Origin of the sequence: Streptosporangium oxazolinicum, from assembly GCF_039537505.1 — a bacterium.
Classification (GTDB): domain Bacteria; phylum Actinomycetota; class Actinomycetes; order Streptosporangiales; family Streptosporangiaceae; genus Streptosporangium; species Streptosporangium oxazolinicum.
In genome coordinates this window covers 255,917-273,570 of sequence record NZ_BAABAQ010000007.1, presented here as the reverse complement: position 1 = coordinate 273,570, position 17,654 = coordinate 255,917, and the positions used below count along the sequence as shown (strand labels likewise).

The window sequence follows — 17,654 nt, the reverse complement described above, 5'->3', positions numbered from 1 at the left end:
CCGTGTCTTCCCGTGTCTTCGAGAGACGGGCGCCGGGGGTTGCGCCCGTCCCTCCGTTCCTCGTACGGCCTACCCCAGCTTCACGGTGATCTCTCCTCCAAGCCGGAAACCGCCGGTCAGCTCCAGGTCGTCACCGCTCCAGAAGCGGCCGGGGTCGTACCAGTTCGGCCGCCGCCCTCCGGGCAGCAGCCCCATGGCCTCGTACGTGACCGCGACGACCTCGGCGCAGTAGGCGCTCTCCAGGGCGCTCTCCTCCGCGCCCCGTTTGAAGATCTTGGGCACCCGCCCCTTCATCCAGCGGCCGGCGAGCCTGGCCGTCGACGGGAAGGGCGTGCCGTCCAGCCGGGCGACGGTGCGCAGGACGGCGTCCTCCATCTCGTGGGGGGTCTGCGGCTCCAGCTGCCGCAGCCAGCCGCGCTGGCCGTATCTGGTGGCCCAGACCGTGACCGCGTCCCGCAGGTCGTGCAGCTGGACGCCGCGCTGGTGGGTTCCCGACCACAGGTCGGGCAGGGAGCGGCCCAGCTCCGCGTGCCACATCAGGGGCGGCATGTCGTCGATGACGATCGACATGCCGACGTGGTTGACGGGGCTGTTCGTCATGGTCTGGATCGCTCGATCGGGCACCGTTCGACCGCGGAACAGCCACACGTCGCCGGTGCGGGTCAGGTTGACGGCCTCATCGAGGCTGATGCTCTTGCCGGACATTCCGATAGCGTAGGCACATGCGATGGTGGAAGATACTCGGTCTGGCGGGTGTGGCGGGCGTCGCGGCCACCGGGGTCGTGATCGCGCGGGCCGAGCGCCGCAGGCAGGCGTACACCCCGGACGAGATCCGCACCCGTCTCCGCGCCCGCCTGGAGGAGTCCTCGGCGGAGCCCGCCAAGGAGTCCCCCGCCCCCGGCCTGAGGATCGTCGGCCCCGCCGACCAGGCACCCTAGACCTTCCCCGCTCCTTCCCAGAGCGGGAACCGGGGGCCCGGCGCTCACCGTGAGGGGGCTCACGGACACGGGGCGGCCTGGTCACTCGCGCGAACGATCGACGACTCGCGTGGGCGACGCGCGCGAGAGACGGGCCGGGAGACGCCCCGCCCCTCGCGTCCTCGCCGTCAGCCGAAACCGTCAGCCGAAGCCGCCAACCGGAGCCGTCAGCCGAACCGGATCGCGGCCGGGTCCCAATCCTCGGGCAGCGGGGCGGGCACCCGGCAGGTGCTCCCGATCTCCACGAACTCGCCCCGCTCCGCGGACTCCGCGATGGCGATCATCGTGTCCAGGACGTGCAGGCCCAGCTCGCCGGTGGTCCGGTGCGGCCTTCCCTCGCGGATGGCCTGGGCCATGTCCAGCACGCCCAGGCCGCGACCGGCCTCGGTGCCCTTGGTGGGAACCGGCACCCACTCGTCGTCGTCGGCCCGGCGCAGCCGCACCTCGCCGCCGAAGGTGTTGGGATCGGGCACCTCCATGGTCGCCTCGGTACCGGTGATCTCGACGAACCCGGTGCGGCGCAGCGGCGAGTCGAAGCTGAAGACCAGCGTGGCGGCCTGCCCCGAGGCGAACTCCAGGAGCGCGGTCGTGTGGGTGGGCACCGCCACCGGAAACCGCGCCCCGGCCTTGGGGCCGGAGCCGACGACCCGCTCGTCCCTGGCCCTGCGGCCGACCGCCGACACCCGCGCCGCCGGGCCGAACAGGGTCACCAGGGTCGTCAGGTAGTAGGGGCCCATGTCGAACAGCGGCCCGGCCCCCGGCTGGAAGAAGAACTCGGGGTTTGGGTGCCACGACTCGGGGCCCGGCGTCTGGAACAGGGTCAGGGCGGTGAGCGGGGTGCCGATGGCCCCCTCGGCGACGAGTCTGGCCGCGGTCTGCAGCCCGGCGCCCAGGAAGGTGTCGGGGGCGCTGCCCAGGAGCACCCCGGCCGCTGAGGCGGCCTCGACGAGCCGCGCGCCGGACTCCCTGTCCACGGTGAACGGCTTCTCGTTGTAGACGTGCCGCCCGGCCAGGACGGCGGCGAGCGCCACCTCGGCGTGCGCGGACGGGATCGTGAGGTTGACCACCAGCTCCACGTCGGGGTGTGAGATCGCCTCCTCCGGCGAGGTGGCCAGCGGCACGCCGTACCGCGCGGCGACCTCCCGGGCGCGGTCCAGGTCGAGGTCGGCGCACGCCACCGCCCGCACGCCGGGGAAGGAGGTGAGGTTGCCCAGGTACTGGTGGCTGATGTTCCCGCAGCCGACGATCGCCACGCCGAGCGGGCCGGTCACGGGCTCACCCGCCCGGCGTCGGCGAGACTGGTCAGGTAGGCGTGGCTGTCGGCCAGCGCCTGGAGCATGTCGGTGGCGCAGTGGTCGAGCTCCACGATCCGCACCGCGTCCGGCGCGGTGTTCAGCGCGTCCACGATGGGCACCCGGCCGGAGCCGACCGCGGTCATCGGGCCCTCCTGGGTGGCGGGGCCGTCCTTGACGTGCAGGTGGCTCACCCGCTCGCCCAGCCGGGTCAGCAGTTCGGACGGGTCGACCCCGCCGGTCGCCGCCCAGTAGAGATCGACCTCCAGCAGGATCGAGGGATCCAGCAGCTCGGCGAGCACCTCCAGCGCGGGGCGGCCGTCCACCCGCTGCTCCAGCTCCCACCAGTGGTTGTGGTACCCGAGCCGCAGCCCGTGGTCGGCCGCCTCGCGGGCCGCCTCGCCGATGTTCCTCGCCGCCAGCTCGACCCCCTCCCTGTCGGCGAACCACTCGGCGGGGGCGGCGGGCACGATGACGGTCTCCGCGCCGACGGTGACGGCCCCGGCCAGCGCGGCCGCGCGCCGCTCGTCGAGGAGCGGGGCGTGCACGCTGCACACCGAGAGCCCCGCCTCCCGCAGGTCGTCGCGGAGACCGCCCGGATCGAGGTGCACGTCGTACGGCTCGACCGCGTCGTACCCCATGCCGGCGATGCGGCGCAGCACGGCGCGGCGGTCGACGGCCGCCTGCTCGCGCACGGAGTACAGCTGGACGGCGAGTGAGCTCATCGGTTCTCCTTAGGCGTGGACACCTCCGCCTGCGGGCGGAGGAGAGAACGCGGTCCCCTACCCCGCGACGGGGAGGACCAGGGCCGCGGCGCCGTACAGGCCGGCGTCGCGTTCCAGGGAGGTACGTTCGACGTTCAGGCGGCGCAGGAAGGCGAGGCCCGCCCGCTTGGCGACCGCCTGGCGCAGCGGGGCGAGCAGGGTCTCCCCCGCCCCGGACACGCCGCCCCCGATGACGACGTCGTCGATGTCGAAGAGCGCCGCCGTGGTGAGGATCGCCGTGGCCAGCGCGTCGGCGGCTCGCTGGAAGGCCAGCTGGGCGACCGGCGTCCCGCGCGCGGCGTCGGCCGAGAGCGCGCGGGCGTCCGGGCGCTCATCGGGGGCATTCCAGCCGTTCGCCAGCGCCCAGCGGACCATGCTCGGGCCGCTGGCGATCGTCTCCAGGCAGCCGACCGCCCCGCAGGGGCAGAGTTCCCCGTCGCGGTCCACGGCGATGTGCCCGATGTGCCCGGCGTTCCCGGTCGGTCCGACGTACGGCACCCCGTCGAGGACCAGGCCCCCGCCCACCCCGGTGGAGACCACGATGCCCAGCAGGGCACGGGAGCGCGAGTGCCCGCCCCGCCACCACTCCCCCAGTGCCATGCACTGCGCGTCCCCGGCGAGCGCGACGGGAAGGCCGGGAAGGAGCTCGCTCACCGCGCCGACCAGCGGGAATTCACGCCAGGCGGGGATGTTGACCGGGCTGACCGTGCCGGCGACGGCGTCGAGGGGACCCGCGGAGCCGATGCCGGCCCCGACCAGATCCCCGGTGCCGGTCTCGCGAACATCCCGGTCATTACGGATTTCCCGGACGAGTGAGACCAGTGTCGCCTCGGGGTCCCGGCCGACCGGCACCTCCAGCCTGCGTGTCACGGTCCCGTCCGGCCGGACCAGCGCCGCGGCGAACTTGGTGCCGCCGATGTCGATCGCGAGGGCGGTCATCGGCCGGCCCGCCCGGCAGGCCGGAGCACGGTTGGAGGGCAGGCGGCCACCGGGGCCACCACGCGGCTGTACAAGGGGATCCTCCGCTGATCGATGACACAAAGGGCGCTTTCCCCAAGTGACCGGGCAAACAGGGTGAAGGTACGACGGCGATGACAACGTTGTCAACGGCCTGCGGGGAGCGCGGAGCCACCGGTTCATCACAGAGCCCCAATGAGTTGTGAAGGCTTATCCGATTTAAGGGCAGATACGGTTAGCTCAGGTGTGATGTGAGGAGATTGCGATGACGCACGAACACGCGGGACAGCCCGCCAGACCGTCCGACCTGGTCGACGTGGCCCGCCTGGTGACCTCCTACTACGCCCTGCACCCCGACCCGGGCGAGGTCGGCCAGCGGGTGGCGTTCGGGACGTCGGGACACCGGGGCTCCTCGCTGAACGTCGCGTTCAACGAGGACCACATCCTCGCGACCAGCCAGGCCATCGTGGAGTACCGGGCGGCGCAGGGCGTCGACGGCCCGCTGTTCCTCGGCGCCGACAGCCACGCGCTGTCGGAACCGGCCCAGGTGTCGGCGCTGGAGGTCTTCGCGGCCAACGGGGTGACGGTCATGATCGACAGCCGGGACGGCTACACCCCGACCCCCGCGGTCTCCCACGCGATCCTGGCCCACAACCGGGCACGCTCCTCGGGGCGGGCCGACGGCGTGGTGGTGACCCCCTCGCACAACCCGCCCGGCGACGGCGGCTTCAAGTACAACCCGCCGCACGGCGGCCCGGCCGACACCGACGCCACCTCCTGGATCCAGGACCGGGCCAACGCGCTGATCGCCGGCGGCCTGAAGGAGGTCAGGCGGGTCCCGTACACCCGGGCGCTGGCCGCCGACACCACCGGCCGGTACGACTTCCTCGGCCGCTACGTGGACGACCTGCCCTCGGTGCTGGACCTCGACGCCGTCCGGGAGGCGGGGGTGCGCGTCGGCGCCGACCCGCTGGGCGGGGCGAGCGTCGCGTACTGGGGCGAGATCGCCGAGCGGCACCGGCTGGACCTGACGGTGATCAACCCGCTCACCGATCCGACGTGGCGGTTCATGACGCTGGACTGGGACGGCAAGATCCGGATGGACTGCTCGTCGCCGTACGCGATGGCCTCGCTCATCGCCAACCGCGACGCCTTCGACGTCTCCACGGGCAACGACGCCGACTCCGACCGGCACGGCATCGTCACCCCCGACGGGGGGCTGATGAACCCCAACCACTACCTCGCCGTGGCGATCTCCTACCTCTACTCCCACCGGCCCGGCTGGCCCGCCGGCGCCGGGGTCGGCAAGACGCTGGTGAGCAGCGGGATGATCGACCGGGTCGCCGCCGACCTGGGCAGGCGGCTGATGGAGGTCCCCGTCGGGTTCAAGTGGTTCGTCCCGGGCCTGCTGGACGGCTCGCTGGGCTTCGGCGGCGAGGAGAGCGCCGGGGCGTCGTTCCTGCGGCGCGACGGCTCGGTGTGGACCACCGACAAGGACGGCCTGATCCTGGCGCTGCTCGCCTCGGAGATCATCGCGACCACGGGCCGCTCGCCGAGCGAGCACTACGGCGACCTGACGGCCCGGTTCGGCGACCCCGCCTACGCCCGTGTCGACGCCCCCGCGACCCGGGAGGAGAAGGCGGTGCTGGCCAGGCTCTCGGCCGAGCAGGTCACCGCGGGCAGCCTCGCCGGGGAGGAGATCACCCAGGTGCTGACCTCGGCCCCCGGCAACGGCGCCGCCCTCGGCGGGCTCAAGGTCTCCACCGAGAACGCCTGGTTCGCCGCCCGCCCCTCCGGCACCGAGGACGTGTACAAGATCTACGCCGAGTCCTTCAAGGGCCCCGAGCACCTGAAGCGGGTGCAGCAGGAGGCACGCGACCTGGTCTCGGCGTCCCTGGGCTGACGACGACGTACGACCGGCGGGCGCGTCCCCGGCTGTGGACACCCGCCGGTCGGCCGGAATCCCGCGAACCGGCCCCGGACGCGCCCCCGGCGGGACGGCCCGCCCCCGCGAACACGACCTCGGACGGACACGTCCCGGGCGGCCGGAATCGCAGGGACACGACCTCGGGCCGAGCGGGCGCGGTCTCAGGTGAACATGCGCCAGGCGGCGGGCAGGACCGTCCAGCTGCGCCGGGTGATCCGGCCGGTCAGCTCCCCGTCGGCGTTCACCGGGACGGGTGCGCCCTCCACGGTCACCTTCCTGCCGCGGGTGGTGGTCACGTCGCGCAGGCCGGGATGGGTCCCCCTGCGCAGCCGGAGGGCGTAGACGAGCCTGTCCAGCGGGCCGGTCGTCAGCGAGAGGACGACGTCGGCCATGCCGTCGTCGGGCCTGGCCCGGGGGGCCAGCGGGGTGCCGCCGCCGATGGTGACGCCGTTGCCGATCCCCAGCATGAGCACCGGGCGCCCCTCGCCGACGGGGCGGCCGTCCACGGTGACGCGCAGCCGCCAGCCGGGGCTTCGCACGCCCGCGAGCAACGCTCCCGCCGCGTAGGCGAGCCGCCCGAGCACCGGCTTGAGCGGCGTGGCCCCCTCGGACGCCTCCGCGCCGATGCCGAGGTGGACCACGTTGACGACGACCCCGCCCTCGTCGTCCACCAGGAGGTCGAGTGGCCGGGGCCGTCCGGCGAGCACGACGCGGGCCGCCACCTGTGGGTCCAGCGGGATGCCCAGGCCGCGGGCGAAGTCGTTGCCGGTGCCCAGCGGGACGAGCCCCACCGTGCGGGCGTCCAGCTCGCCACGCCGGTGCAGGGTGGCGACCACGACGTGCAGCGTGCCGTCACCGCCCAGCACGACCACGTCCCTGCCGGGGCAGGCGTCGAGCATCTCGTCCAGGTCCTTCTCCCCGGCGGGCGCCTCGATCACGTCGGCGCCGCCGCCGCGCAGCGTTTCGAGGGCGGCGGTCCTGGCCTCCTCGTCGGCGCTCCCCGCGCTCTCGTTGTAGATCGCCAGCAGTTCGGCCATGTCGTTCCTCCACGTGATCGTCCCTATGGTCCCTGCCCACCGGAGTCCCGATCACGCGGCTCCCTGTCCATCCGCCACCAGCGCAGGGACACCCACAGGCCGGTCGCGACGCCGATCAGCGCGGCCAGGACGTACACCACGCGGATCGTCGTGTCCGAGGTGTAGCCGTTGCCGGCCACGAGGATGGCCATGAGCAGCGCGGTGAGCAGCCCCATGCCCGCTCCCCCCGCGAGACCGAGCAGCCCCACCTTCAGCGCCCGTGACAGGCGGCCGCCCGCGGGCCGGGGCACCGGCGTCATGACGACCATGAGGCGGCTCACGACGAGGGCGGGGTCGTCGTCGACCCCTCCGGCGACGAGCTGGACGCTCACCCCGCCCCGCCCCGGCTCGCTCAGGCAGATCCAGTGGCGTTCCTCGAGGAAGACGATGGCGCCTCCCGCGCCGGGAACGGTCAGCCACAGGAACGGCGTGCCCTCGGGGAACGTCCGGACGCCGTGACTGGCCATCGGGGCGTGTACGTCTAGCGCCGCGCCGAGGGCCCGCAGCGCCACCTCCTGGCCGGATCTCCCCACGGCTGCCTCCCTTCCTCATCCCCTCGTGGCGCATCCTGGCGGGGGGTGCCCGATGACGGGTCGGGGGTGTTCGGGGAACCTGGACTGTACGGCGGGATCGCGAGCCCGATACGGGCGGATCCCGGGGGCCGGGGCCGAGTGCCCCGGCGAGCGATCGGGCGGCCGGGCGGCTCTCACCCGGCTCTCACACGGCGGACCTGCCGAGAGAACCGGCCCCGGTGAGGGAGAGGGAGCAGATCTCGTCCAGGACGCCGCGGAGCCGGGCCCGGTAGCCCTGGTCGGCGAGCCTGCCGTCGGCGTCGAACCGGTCCGGGGCCGAGGACACGGCCAGTTCCGCGCCGCGCACCACCGCGCCCGCCGCGCCGAGGGCCCTGCGCAGCTGGATCTGGGTCCACATCCCCTCGTGGGCGCGCGGGCAGGCGGTCACCACGCCCACCGGCTTGCCCACCAGGACCGCGCCGCCGCGTGCGGACGAGATCCAGTCGAGCGTGTGTCCCAGTTGCGCCGGGAGCGCGCTGTGCGCCGGCGCGGTGATCAGCACGCCGTCCGCGGCGGAGAGGCGGTGCCACAGGTCGGCCACCGGCCGCGGGAGCTCGCCCTCCTCGAAGGACGGCACCTGTTCCAGGCCCCGCCAGATCTCGAAGTCCACCGTCTCGGGCAGTTCACGTGCCGCCGCCTCCAGGAGCCTCCAGACGTACGCCCCCGGGCGAAGGCTTCCCGCGATCCCAACGATTCTCATCCCCGGCCCCATCCCTGTCGCCATCCGGCGACGTTACGAGTGAGGGAGGTCCCGCTTTCGGTCACGCGGTCGCGGCCGTCGACGGGGCGCTCCCCGAACTCACCGACAAAAACCGCTACTCGACGCCACCGTGACACGGAGCGAGGGATCCACGCGCGGTACCGGCCCAGCCGCCCCGCTCGCGAAACCCGGAACGACAATCACGTTTCCGCAGGCCGGCGCCGCGACGGCGGTGCCGGCGAACCTCACGCTCCATCACACTCGGGGGCCTGCCCTCAGAAAGGGAGGACGAACATGATCAGGCATATAGTTCACGAAAAAGCCGGTTATTTCTCCGCCAAGGGCGGCGAGGACGCTCGCAGGAGGGCCCCGGCCCGCGCTGCGGGACCTCCGGGCAGCCCGGCGTCGGCCGGCGCGGCGGCGATCACCGGTTCCGGGGGTGCCCGACGGCTCAGGGGAGAGGCGTTCCGCTTCCGCGCGGGCGTGGACTCGCCACCGGAGTCCAGGACGCGCTGATCACCGTCCCTCGTACGGGTGGGCCCGCCGGGCCGCGATACCGTTCCATCCGTGATGCGAGACGACGGGGCCGAGGGCAGCGAACGGGCGGCGGCGTTCGAGGCGTCCTCCGCCGACGGGCGGGCGGACGCCCCCCGCGTGACCCTGCGGCCGGTCACCGGCCACGACCGGGACGAGTTCCTCGAACTGGCCCGCGCCAGTGCCGGCCTGCACCGTCCGTGGATGGCTCCGCCCACCACGACCGAGGAGTTCCAGGCTCTCGTCGCCCGCTACGACGAGCCCGGCGAGGAGTGCCTGCTGGTCCGCGTGCGCGGCACCGGAGCCATCGCCGGCGTGGTCTACGTCAACAGCGTCATCCGCGGACGCTTCCAGTCCGCATCCCTCGCCTACGCGGCCTTCGCCCCCTCCGCCGGCCGGGGCTACATGTCCGAGGGCGTCGGACTGGTGCTGAGGTACGCCTTCGAGGACCTGCGGCTCCACCGCCTGGAGGCCCAGATCCAGCCCGGCAACGAGGCGTCCCTCAGGCTCGTCCGGCGGCTCGGTTTCAGGAAGGAGGGCTACTCGCCCGGCCTCCTGTTCATCGACGGCGCCTGGCGGGACCACGAACGGTGGGCGATCACCGCGGAGATGACCGGCACCCGGCCGGCGCCTCCGCATCCGACCCTGCCGGCCCGCTGAACCGCTCCGGGCCCCGGCGACCGGCGGGTGTGCGGAGATGACCGGCACCCGGCCAGCGTCTCCGTATCCGACCCTGCCGGCCCGCTGAACCGTCCCGGCCACCGGTGACCGGCGGGTTCGCGGACGCCGGGATCCCGCTAGCCGGTCGACGCGGCGCGCCGGGGGGCGGAGACGACCGCCGCCACGAGGCGTGGCGCGAGGGCCGCGGCCTGGGCGCGGATCTCCGGGATCGCCGTCGTCTCGTACAGGCTTCCGCGCCGCATGGGACCCAGCGTGAAGATCCTGTCGTCCGGGTCTCCCGACGCGTCCAGGACCGCGCCGCCGGGGTCGGCGTCCAGCCCGAGCCGCAGCCGGTCCGGCCGGACCAGGCCGTCGGCGACGAGACCGGCGAGGAGGGGATCGCGGGTGATGTCGGCCCCGGGCCCGGTGGCGTTGACCAGCCAGCCGACGTCGAGCTCCCGGACGGCGCCGTCGGCGCCCACCTGGACGCGCAGCCCGCGGGGGCCGGACACGGCCCGCACCATCCGGCCGCGAAGCACGTGAAGGCGTCCGGTGGCCCGCAGGTCGGCGATCCTGGCGGCCGTGACGGGAGGGATCCGGTGCCGGTGGACCTCCCAGTAGCGGGCGGCGAGGCCGAGGAACCTCCTCTGCTCCTCCGGGGTGAGCCGGGTCCACAGCCTCTGGGCCTGTGGCCGCAGCCCGTCGACGACGCCGCGCCAGTCGCCTCCGTTGTCCCGTACGGCGAGGCGTACCGCGCGGAGCAGGTCGCCGACGCCCAGCGGCCCGTCCGGGATCGTCGTCGGGACCGGGGGCGGCACGGGCCGGATGTGTGGCCTCGGCAGCAGCGCGTGCCGCGACACCGCGTGGACCACGGTCTCCGGGTGCGCCCGGGTGACGGTGACCGCCACGTCCACCATGGTCAGCCCGGTCCCCAGCACGAACACCGGCGCGCCGTCGCGGATCCCGGCCAGCGCGTCCGGCACCCACGGATCGGCGACGTAGCCGGGGCTCTCCGCGTCCACGATCGGCGGCCGGGCGGACTGCGAGCGGTTGCCCAGGGCCAGGACGGCGGCCTCGGCGTCGATCCGGCCGCCTCCGGACAGGTGGACCCGTACCCCCCGCTCCCGGGTCAGGGCGCTCACCGTGCCGGTCACCCTGCGCACCACGCGGGCGGGCCACTCCTCGGCACCGGCCAGCAGGTCGCGGAGATAGCGGCCGTACGTCCGTCTGGGCAGGTAATCGGAGTCGGAGACGTCCAGCCCGTCGTCGAGGGCCCAGCGCAGGAGGTGGCCGGGGTCGTCCTCCAGCCCGCTCATCTTGTTCGCGCAGGCGTTGAGGAGGTGGTGCGGATCGGTGGTCGAGTACGCCTGTCCCAGCGCGTGCCGTCCGTACTGGTCGATCAGCACGACCTCCAGCGGCATGGCCCGTGCCCGCGCCTCGCGGAGCAGGTGGACCGCCGCCAGCGTGCCGCTCGCGCCGCCGCCCACGACGGCGACCGTTGGGGAACCTGACACGCGACCCAGCATAACCCACTATCCCTGTAGGATATTTGGGATAGGGGGTGGCGCGCCGGTCAATCCACGATCTCGACGATCACGGTGGCGGCCACGCCCGGGACGTCACCGCCCCGGGCCGCCCCCGCGCCCACCCCGGACCCGCGAACGGCTACCACAGGCCCGGGGGCCTGCCGGGGAGCCGCCGCCGGAAGTCCAGCGCGCCGCCCCGGAACGGGCGCGGGCCGGCGCCCGCCTTCCCGCGCCAGGCCGGTCTACGGCCTCCGGTCAGACGGACCGGGCGGGCCCCCTCCCGTCCGGTCCGTCCCCGCGTGTCAGGGATACGTGATCACAGGGCTTTCCAGGCTGAGGAAACTTTCCCCGCTGCTGTTGTAGCCCCTGATCCTGGCTACGACGCCGCTCACGGCGGTGGTGTTGAGCCTGACGATCTCGGAGTGCCCCCGGTTGCGGGGCTGGACAAGTGATCGCCTCAACACGGTACTGGTTCCAGCCCGGACGATGGCGACCACGTAATACGCGCAACTGGCCGGTGCGCCCCCACATGGGCGTCGGCTTTTATACCTCTGCTGTCCTTGGAGACGCATGGATGGACGTTGGTCCAGCCACCGCCGTTGTACGCCTGGCGGCACCCTCCGTCCGCCAGCACCGCCGTCGAGGGCGAAGCGTGCGCCGCCTGTGAAACACCGGGAAAGGCGAAAAGCAGTGCCATCCCCAGGGCACTGGCCAAGGGAAGCCCGAAACGTCGCACGCTCTCTCCGTTCACATTGACCTCACCCTCTTTTCGGACCCCTTCCTCGTGGGCGTACTCGGATTTCCCCGCCGGAGGCCGCGCCCCGTGCCCGGCGAGCGGGAGGGAGCCGACGGTTCGCCGTGGGCCACCCGGTCGCCGGATTACCGCCCAAAGGCGTGAGCACCGGGAAACCGCCCCCCACGGAGACGGTCTCACCAGCGGAAAGGCGGTACCACCTTTACGGTCATGAAGGACTTGACCCGACCAATAACCTATTGGTCATGACCGCCGATCAGAGCCTTCCCCGGGGACGTACGACAAAGGCGTCCACGGCAGACGACACCGGGCCCTGCTCCTTTTCCGGGCCGTCCGGAATCGACGTCACGCCGCACCAGTTACGTCTCTTTCTCGTGATGAGCGAGGAGCTGCATTTCGGCAGGGCCGCGGCGCGGCTCTTCATAACCCAGCCGGCGCTGAGCCGTCAGATCCAGGTGCTGGAACAACGGCTCGGGGTACGGCTATTCGCGCGCGACGGCCGTACCGTGCGGCTGAGCGAGGCGGGCCGCGCCCTGACCGGCGACGCGCGCGCCGTCGTCGACGCCATGGAGCGGCTGCGCGCGAGGGCGGGCCAGTGGTCTCGCACCCTCACCGGGCACCTGGTCGTCGGAGCGGTCGGGGCGGAGGCGGCGATGCCCTACACCCGTGCGATCCTGGAGAACCTGCGCTCCAGGCACCCACGGCTGACCATCGAGGTGCGCACCCTGAACTTCGTCGACCACATGGCGCGGCTGATCGACGGTGATCTGGACGTCGCGTTCCTGCGCCCGCCGGTCCCGCCCGGTATCGAGTTCGCGGAGCTGGCCACCGAGCCCCGCGTCGCCTGCGTCTCGGCCGACGACTCCCTGGCCACCCGGGACGCCGTGTCCCTGAGCGACCTCGCCGGTCGTCCCTTCGTCGACATGCCGCCTCAGATCCCACGGGTGTGGTGGGACTACTGGGCGGTGGATCCCCGCCCGGACGGGGTGCCGGTGCGCTACGGGCCCGTGGTGTCCGACATGGAGGGGCTCCTGCTCGCCGTGGCCCGGGGCGAGGCGGTGTGCCTCCTGCCCTCGGCCGCGCGGGACTTCTTCCCCCGCCCCGGGGTCCGGTACCTGGACGTGACGGACCTCTCCCCCTGCCTGTCGGCGCTCGGATGGCTCGCCTGCCAGCGCGACCGGCCGGTCATCAGGGCCGTACGCGAGGCCGTGGGCGCCTCGGCTTGACGGACCTCCGGGATCAGGGGCCGCCCGCGTGACCGGAGCGGCGGAGAGAAGGTCCCCTTCGGTCTAACCGGCCACCCCGGGCAACCCGGAGTCCGTGGTGAGGCACAGTCGGTGGGGCCCCTGCCCCAGGGGCTCCGGCAACCTCAGCGGCCCGTCGCCGGGCGTGATCGTGCCGAGGAGGCGGGGGCCGGACGCGCCCGTGCAGCCGGGGACCGTCGCGGGCAGCCCGTGCGCCGTCAGCCAGCCGAAGAGCGAGAAGGCGATCGCCTCCTTGGCGTCGGCGGGGACGCCCAGCTCGTCGCTCGGCACGAGCCGCGCGCCCCCGGCCCGCGCGGCCAGCATCGCCATCAGGACCGGGTTGCGCACCCCGCCGCCGGAGACCACCACCGTTTCCAGGCGGTGGCGCCGGATCTCCGCCGCGACGGTCTCGGCGGTGAGCGCGGCCAGCGTCGCCAGCAGGTCGGGCAGGGACAGCCCGTACGGCGACGCCGCCCTGACCAGGTAGCCGAGGTGGAACAGCTCCTTGCCGGTGCTCTTGGGCGGCGGCGCCCGGTAGTACGGCTCGGCCAGCAGGTCCTCCAGCAGCCCCCGGTGCACCTCCCCCGAGGCGGCGAGGCGGCCGTCCTCGTCGTAGGGCGCGCCCGTGGCGGCCGACACCGCCGCGTCCATCAGCGCCGACGCCGGGCCGGTGTCGTAGGCCGTCCCCGCGTCCCGCACGGTCAGGTTCGCGATCCCGCCCAGGTTGAGCGCGCCGCTCGGCCCCGGCAGCCCGGCCAGGAGCAGCAGGTCGAGGTAGGAGACCAGCGGGGCGCCCTGCCCTCCGGCGGCCACGTCCCTGGCCCGCAGGTCGGAGACCACCGGCACACCGGTCCGCTCGGCGATCCAGGCGGGCTGGCCCAGCTGCAGCGTGCCGCGCGCCCGGCCGCCCTCCACCCAGTGGAACATCGTCTGCCCGTGCGAGCAGATGAGGTCCACCGGCCCGCACGCCTCGGCGGCGTCGGCGAACGCCTGGCCGATCAGGGTGTCGAGCCGGCACACCTCGGCCAGGTCGGCCGGGTTCGGCGGCAGCGCCCCGGCGACGCGCTCGCGGAGCCGTTCCTCGTACGGCCACGCGCCGGTGTGCTCGACGGCGCCGGTGAGCACGTCGCCGTCCGGGGACCAGTCCACGATCGCGCTGTCGATCCCGTCGTGGGACGTTCCCGACATCAGGCCCAGTACGCGCATGCCTCACCCCCAGGTACGCGCACGGCCGTCACCGCGCGCGGCGGGCGGTGCTGGGCGGGCTCAGGCGACCGGCCCGGTCGACGGCCACCACGTGGTAGCGGGCGCCCGCGGTGCCCGCCGGGTCCACCCAGCGCAGGTCACGGCTCGCGGGGACGGTCGCGATCAGGTGCCGGGCGTCGGCGAGGTCCCCGGGCCCGGCCGGACGGTCGAGCCGGAAGATCGCGTACTGGAAGGGGACCTTCGGGCCCGCGGCCAGGACGCGCAGCTCGACGCCGCCGTCCACCCGGCGGGCGAGGGGGACGAGCGGGCGGCCCGGAGCCCGGCCCGAGGCGAGCCTGGGCAGCAGCGGGGGCAGCGCGGGACGGGTGTAGTGGCCGGTCACGACGGCGCTGATCGAGCCGATCCGGTCGTCGCGTACGTCGCCGGAGTTGTACCAGATGTCGCCGCCGACCTCGGGGTGGTCCCGGTTGAGGGTGAGGTGCCTGCTGAGCTCGTCGGGCCGGGACCACTCGGCGGGCTGGCCCGCCGCCCCGGCCTTGTAGGCCGCCTGGCCGATCCACAGCTGCGTGCCGGTGCCCGCCACCACGTCGGACCACCAGGGGACCAGCTTGGCGTAGTCGGCGTTGGACTGGCCGATGTACCAGTAGAGCTGCGGCGCGATGTAGTCGAGCCAGCCCTTCTTGACCCAGCCGCGCGTGTCGGCGTGCAGGTTGTCGTAGGACTGGCTGCCGCTGGTCTCCGAGCCCAGGGGGTCGGTGGCCCTGTTGCGCCAGATGCCCGAGGGGCTGATGCCCCAGGCGATCTCGGGTTTGGCCCGCCGCACCCGCCGCCGCATCTCCCGGACGAGAAGGTCGACGTTCTCGCGCCGCCAGGCCGCGAGGTCGGGGAAGCCGCCGCCGTAACGGGCGTAGGCCTCGCTGTCGTCGAAGGCGGTGGTGTTGACCGGGTAGAAGTAGTCGTCGAAGTGCAGGCCGTCGATGTCGTACCTGGTGACCGCGTCCATCATCGCGTCCTGCACGAAGGCGCGGACCTCGGGCATGCCGGGGTTGTAGTAGAGCTTGCCGCCGTAGGGGACGATCCAGTCGGGGTGCCTGCGGCCGGGGTGGTCGGGGTGCAGCAGGGCCGGGTCGGCCTGCATCGACACCCGGTAGGGGTTGAACCACGCGTGGAAGGCCAGACCCCGCCGGTGGGTCTCCGCCACGAGGAAGGCCAGCGGGTCGTAGCCGGGGTCACCCCCCTGGACGCCGGTCAGATACTGCGACCAGGGCTCGTACGGGGAGGGCCAGAAGGCGTCGGCGGTGGGCCGGACCTGCACGAACACCGAGTTGAGCCCGCGGGCCCGCGCCAGGTCGAGCCAGGCGACGTACTCGGCCTTCTGCCGCTCCGCGCTCAGCCCGGTCCTCGACGGCCAGTTGATGTTGGCGACCGAGGCGATCCACATGCCGCGCATCTGGCGCAGCGGCGGCGCGCCCTCGGCGCCGGAGGAGCCCTCGTGGGAGATTCCGGAGGCGGCGGCCGGGGTCCGGCCGGACAGGGGGATGGCGGTCGCCGCGGCGGCGAGGGCGAGGCCGCGCAGGACGGCTCGCCGGCTGGATGGGCTCATGCGGACTCCAGGGGTGTTCGGCCCCTGGCGGCGGGCCGGGGGCCGTGGGCCGGGCGCCGCCGGGCCGCCGCGAGGGCGGGCGCGAAGGAACATGAGGACGGACACAAAGCGGACATGAGGCGAGCACGGAGCGGACACGGGAACGGACGCGGAGATGATCGCGAAGCCGGTCACCGGACCACCGGGTCCCGGGGTTCTCGATCGCGAGAATGACAGAAAGCTACTTTGAAGGCAATGATAATGAAGAAAATTGTCATTGATGGGTAATCTGCCTTGAGACATCTCCCTGCACCGACCCGTCGGAAGACGCCTGCCTCGATCGAGAAGGTGACCGCATGCCCCATCGCAGCCCCGACCTGGCCCGGCTGGCCATGACCGTCCTCCAGCCGGGTTTCGACGGCACGGAGCCGCCCGGATGGCTGCTCCGCGCCCTCGGCGACGAGGGCCTCGGCGGGACCGTGCTGTTCGCCCGCAACCTCGCCGGCCTCGGCCACACGACCGATCTGGTCGCCCGGCTGCGCGCGGAGAACCCCGCCGCGGTGATCGCGGTGGACGAGGAGGGCGGGTCCGTCACCCGCCTGCAGGCGAGGCTGGGCAGCTCGTGGCCGGGCAACCGGGCGCTGGGCGTGGGCGACGACGTCGAAAGGACCCGGCTGGTCGCCCAGGAGATCGGCCGCCTCCTCGCCTCGGCCGACATCACCCTCGACTACGCCCCGGTGGCGGACGTCAACGCCAACCCGGCCAACCCGGTGATCGGCGTCCGCTCCTTCGGGGCCGACCCCGAGCTGGTCTCCCGGCACACCGTGGCCTGGGTCTCCGGGCTCCAGGGGGCCGGGGTGGCCGCCTGCGCCAAGCACTTCCCCGGCCACGGCGACACCCACACCGACTCCCACCACGCCCTGCCGACCGTGCACGTCTCCCCCCGGCTCCTCGCCGAGCGCGATCTGCCGCCCTTCCGCACGGCGGTGGCCGCCGGGGTCCGGGCCGTCATGTGCGGGCACCTGCTGATCCCGGCCCTCGACCCGGAGAACCCCGCGACGCTGAGCCGGAGGATCACGACCGGGCTGCTCCGCGAGGAGATGGGGTTCACCGGCATGATCGTCACCGACGCCATCGAGATGCGCGCCGTCGCGGCCCTTCACTCACCGGGGGAGATCGCGGTCCGTGCCCTGGCGGCCGGGGCCGACGCGGTCTGCGCGGGCATCTCCTCCCCCGGGGGCGAGAACGTCCACGAGCTGCGCGACGCCATCGTGGACGCCGTACGGGAGGGCAGGCTCGGCGAGGACCGGCTGGCCGAGGCCGCCTCCCGCGTCCTCGCGCTGTCCGGCTGGTACGCCTCGGACGCCGCCGTGGCGGCGCGGGCGGCGGGGAACGCCGCCCGGGGCACGGGGAGCGAGGGCGAGGAGCTCGGCCTGCGGACCGCCCGCGCGGCCATCCGGGTGACCGCCACCGGCGCCCCGACCGTGCTTTCCGGGCCGCCGCTGGTCGTCGACATCGCCCCCCGGCTGAGCGAGGCGGTCGAGCCGGGCCTGCTCACCGGTCTCATCGGCGCCTTCACCGAGTTGCTGCCGGACACCGTCGGCCACGTCGTCACCGTGGAGGCGCCCGAGCTGCCCGACCTGGGTGACGGGAGCCGTCCGCTGGTGATGGTGGTGCACGACGCCAGGCGTCACCCCTGGGTCGGCGAGCTGCTGGCGCGGGCCGTCGCGCTGCGCCCCGACACCGTGGTGGTCGAGACCGGGATGCCCGGCGAGCCCTCCGGAGCCGTGTACGTGACCACGAACGGCATCTCCCGGGCTTCGGCCCGCGCCGTGGCCCGCTGGTTGACCGGCGACCAATAGGCTGATTTATGAAATGAAAGG

General features: G+C 73.6%; 16 protein-coding genes. 5 read left to right on the top strand and 11 right to left on the bottom strand.

Features of this window, described 5'->3' with window-relative positions; genetic code table 11:
- Window positions 1-69: 69 nt before the first annotated feature.
- On the bottom strand, window positions 70-705 hold the full coding sequence (locus ABD817_RS20735) for a hypothetical protein (RefSeq protein ID WP_344919683.1): 636 nt from the start codon (window positions 703-705) through the stop codon (window positions 70-72).
- Window positions 706-722: 17 nt separating this feature from the next.
- Here ABD817_RS20735 and ABD817_RS20730 point away from each other — a divergent pair, with 17 nt between their 5' ends.
- Window positions 723-938, top strand: a complete 216-nt coding sequence (locus tag ABD817_RS20730) for a hypothetical protein (protein WP_344919682.1) — start codon at window positions 723-725, stop codon at window positions 936-938.
- 206 nt (window positions 939-1,144) lie between these two features.
- Here the strand turns inward: ABD817_RS20730 and ABD817_RS20725 are convergent, their stop codons facing one another.
- From ABD817_RS20725 to ABD817_RS20715, 3 genes are read right to left on the bottom strand one after another with little or no spacing between them, the layout of a single operon-like run.
- Entirely contained in the window at window positions 1,145-2,248 is a 1,104-nt protein-coding gene (locus tag ABD817_RS20725) for a Gfo/Idh/MocA family protein (protein ID WP_344919681.1), read from the bottom strand.
- The gene (locus ABD817_RS20720) at window positions 2,245-2,994 is read right to left on the bottom strand and encodes a sugar phosphate isomerase/epimerase family protein (protein ID WP_344919680.1); all 750 of its coding nucleotides are present in this window, start codon (window positions 2,992-2,994) and stop codon (window positions 2,245-2,247) included. Before ABD817_RS20720 ends, ABD817_RS20725 begins: the two co-directional genes overlap by 4 nt.
- A gap of 57 nt (window positions 2,995-3,051) precedes the next feature.
- The gene (locus ABD817_RS20715) at window positions 3,052-3,972 is read right to left on the bottom strand and encodes an ROK family protein (RefSeq protein ID WP_344919679.1); all 921 of its coding nucleotides are present in this window, start codon (window positions 3,970-3,972) and stop codon (window positions 3,052-3,054) included.
- 283 nt (window positions 3,973-4,255) lie between these two features.
- Between ABD817_RS20715 and pgm the strand changes: the two genes are divergently transcribed.
- A complete protein-coding gene (pgm, locus tag ABD817_RS20710) occupies window positions 4,256-5,893 on the top strand; it encodes a phosphoglucomutase (alpha-D-glucose-1,6-bisphosphate-dependent) (protein WP_344919678.1) in 1,638 nt (545 codons plus the stop codon).
- 185 nt (window positions 5,894-6,078) lie between these two features.
- Here the strand turns inward: pgm and ABD817_RS20705 are convergent, their stop codons facing one another.
- The 3 genes from ABD817_RS20705 to ABD817_RS20695 all read right to left on the bottom strand — a co-directional run bounded on the left by ABD817_RS20705 (window position 6,079) and on the right by ABD817_RS20695 (window position 8,265).
- Window positions 6,079-6,954, bottom strand: coding sequence for a diacylglycerol/lipid kinase family protein (locus tag ABD817_RS20705; RefSeq protein WP_344919677.1), 876 nt, complete (start codon window positions 6,952-6,954; stop codon window positions 6,079-6,081).
- A 23-nt stretch (window positions 6,955-6,977) separates the two neighbouring features.
- Window positions 6,978-7,526, bottom strand: a complete 549-nt coding sequence (locus ABD817_RS20700; protein ID WP_344919676.1) for a hypothetical protein — start codon at window positions 7,524-7,526, stop codon at window positions 6,978-6,980.
- Between the two features lie 184 nt (window positions 7,527-7,710).
- Window positions 7,711-8,265, bottom strand: coding sequence for an NADPH-dependent FMN reductase (locus tag ABD817_RS20695; protein ID WP_344919675.1), 555 nt, complete (start codon window positions 8,263-8,265; stop codon window positions 7,711-7,713).
- 570 nt (window positions 8,266-8,835) lie between these two features.
- On the opposite strand from ABD817_RS20695, the gene ABD817_RS20690 reads away from it, so the two are divergent.
- Entirely contained in the window at window positions 8,836-9,459 is a 624-nt protein-coding gene (locus tag ABD817_RS20690; RefSeq protein WP_344919826.1) for a GNAT family N-acetyltransferase, read from the top strand.
- A 137-nt stretch (window positions 9,460-9,596) separates the two neighbouring features.
- On the opposite strand, the gene ABD817_RS20685 is transcribed toward ABD817_RS20690, so the two are convergent.
- Window positions 9,597-10,973 (bottom strand): FAD/NAD(P)-binding protein, encoded by a 1,377-nt coding sequence (locus ABD817_RS20685; RefSeq protein WP_344919674.1) that lies wholly within the window; start codon window positions 10,971-10,973, stop codon window positions 9,597-9,599.
- A gap of 314 nt (window positions 10,974-11,287) precedes the next feature.
- Window positions 11,288-11,446: a hypothetical protein gene (locus ABD817_RS20680; protein WP_344919673.1), complete on the bottom strand. Its 159-nt coding sequence runs from the start codon at window positions 11,444-11,446 to the stop codon at window positions 11,288-11,290.
- A gap of 538 nt (window positions 11,447-11,984) precedes the next feature.
- Between ABD817_RS20680 and ABD817_RS20675 the strand changes: the two genes are divergently transcribed.
- Window positions 11,985-12,965: a LysR family transcriptional regulator gene (locus tag ABD817_RS20675; protein WP_344919672.1), complete on the top strand. Its 981-nt coding sequence runs from the start codon at window positions 11,985-11,987 to the stop codon at window positions 12,963-12,965.
- A gap of 63 nt (window positions 12,966-13,028) precedes the next feature.
- Here ABD817_RS20675 and ABD817_RS20670 read toward each other — a convergent pair whose 3' ends face one another.
- Both ABD817_RS20670 and ABD817_RS20665 read right to left on the bottom strand, forming a co-directional pair.
- Entirely contained in the window at window positions 13,029-14,189 is a 1,161-nt protein-coding gene (locus ABD817_RS20670) for an anhydro-N-acetylmuramic acid kinase (protein ID WP_344919671.1), read from the bottom strand.
- A gap of 28 nt (window positions 14,190-14,217) precedes the next feature.
- Window positions 14,218-15,792 carry a glycoside hydrolase family 10-like protein gene (locus tag ABD817_RS20665; protein ID WP_344919670.1) on the bottom strand — a complete coding sequence of 525 codons (1,575 nt, stop codon included), beginning with the start codon at window positions 15,790-15,792 and terminating at the stop codon, window positions 14,218-14,220.
- A gap of 335 nt (window positions 15,793-16,127) precedes the next feature.
- Between ABD817_RS20665 and ABD817_RS20660 the strand changes: the two genes are divergently transcribed.
- Complete coding sequence (locus tag ABD817_RS20660) at window positions 16,128-17,633, top strand: glycoside hydrolase family 3 protein (protein WP_344919669.1); 1,506 nt, start codon at window positions 16,128-16,130, stop codon at window positions 17,631-17,633.
- Window positions 17,634-17,654 lie beyond the last annotated feature (21 nt).

Excerpts from the sequence above, each read along its gene's own strand:
- ABD817_RS20705 (WP_344919677.1), bottom strand. The coding sequence starts at position 6,954 with ATGGCCGAACTGCTGGCGATCTACAACGAGAGCGCGGGGAGCGCCGAC.
- ABD817_RS20715 (WP_344919679.1), bottom strand. The coding sequence starts at position 3,972 with ATGACCGCCCTCGCGATCGACATCGGCGGCACCAAGTTCGCCGCGGCG.
- ABD817_RS20730 (WP_344919682.1), top strand. The coding sequence starts at position 723 with ATGCGATGGTGGAAGATACTCGGTCTGGCGGGTGTGGCGGGCGTCGCG.
- ABD817_RS20670 (WP_344919671.1), bottom strand. The coding sequence starts at position 14,189 with ATGCGCGTACTGGGCCTGATGTCGGGAACGTCCCACGACGGGATCGAC.
- ABD817_RS20690 (WP_344919826.1), top strand. The coding sequence starts at position 8,836 with ATGCGAGACGACGGGGCCGAGGGCAGCGAACGGGCGGCGGCGTTCGAG.
- ABD817_RS20665 (WP_344919670.1), bottom strand. The coding sequence starts at position 15,792 with ATGAGCCCATCCAGCCGGCGAGCCGTCCTGCGCGGCCTCGCCCTCGCC.
- ABD817_RS20720 (WP_344919680.1), bottom strand. The coding sequence starts at position 2,994 with ATGAGCTCACTCGCCGTCCAGCTGTACTCCGTGCGCGAGCAGGCGGCC.
- ABD817_RS20675 (WP_344919672.1), top strand. The coding sequence starts at position 11,985 with ATGACCGCCGATCAGAGCCTTCCCCGGGGACGTACGACAAAGGCGTCC.
- ABD817_RS20660 (WP_344919669.1), top strand. The coding sequence starts at position 16,128 with ATGCCCCATCGCAGCCCCGACCTGGCCCGGCTGGCCATGACCGTCCTC.
- ABD817_RS20735 (WP_344919683.1), bottom strand. The coding sequence starts at position 705 with ATGTCCGGCAAGAGCATCAGCCTCGATGAGGCCGTCAACCTGACCCGC.
- ABD817_RS20695 (WP_344919675.1), bottom strand. The coding sequence starts at position 8,265 with ATGAGAATCGTTGGGATCGCGGGAAGCCTTCGCCCGGGGGCGTACGTC.
- pgm (WP_344919678.1), top strand. The coding sequence starts at position 4,256 with ATGACGCACGAACACGCGGGACAGCCCGCCAGACCGTCCGACCTGGTC.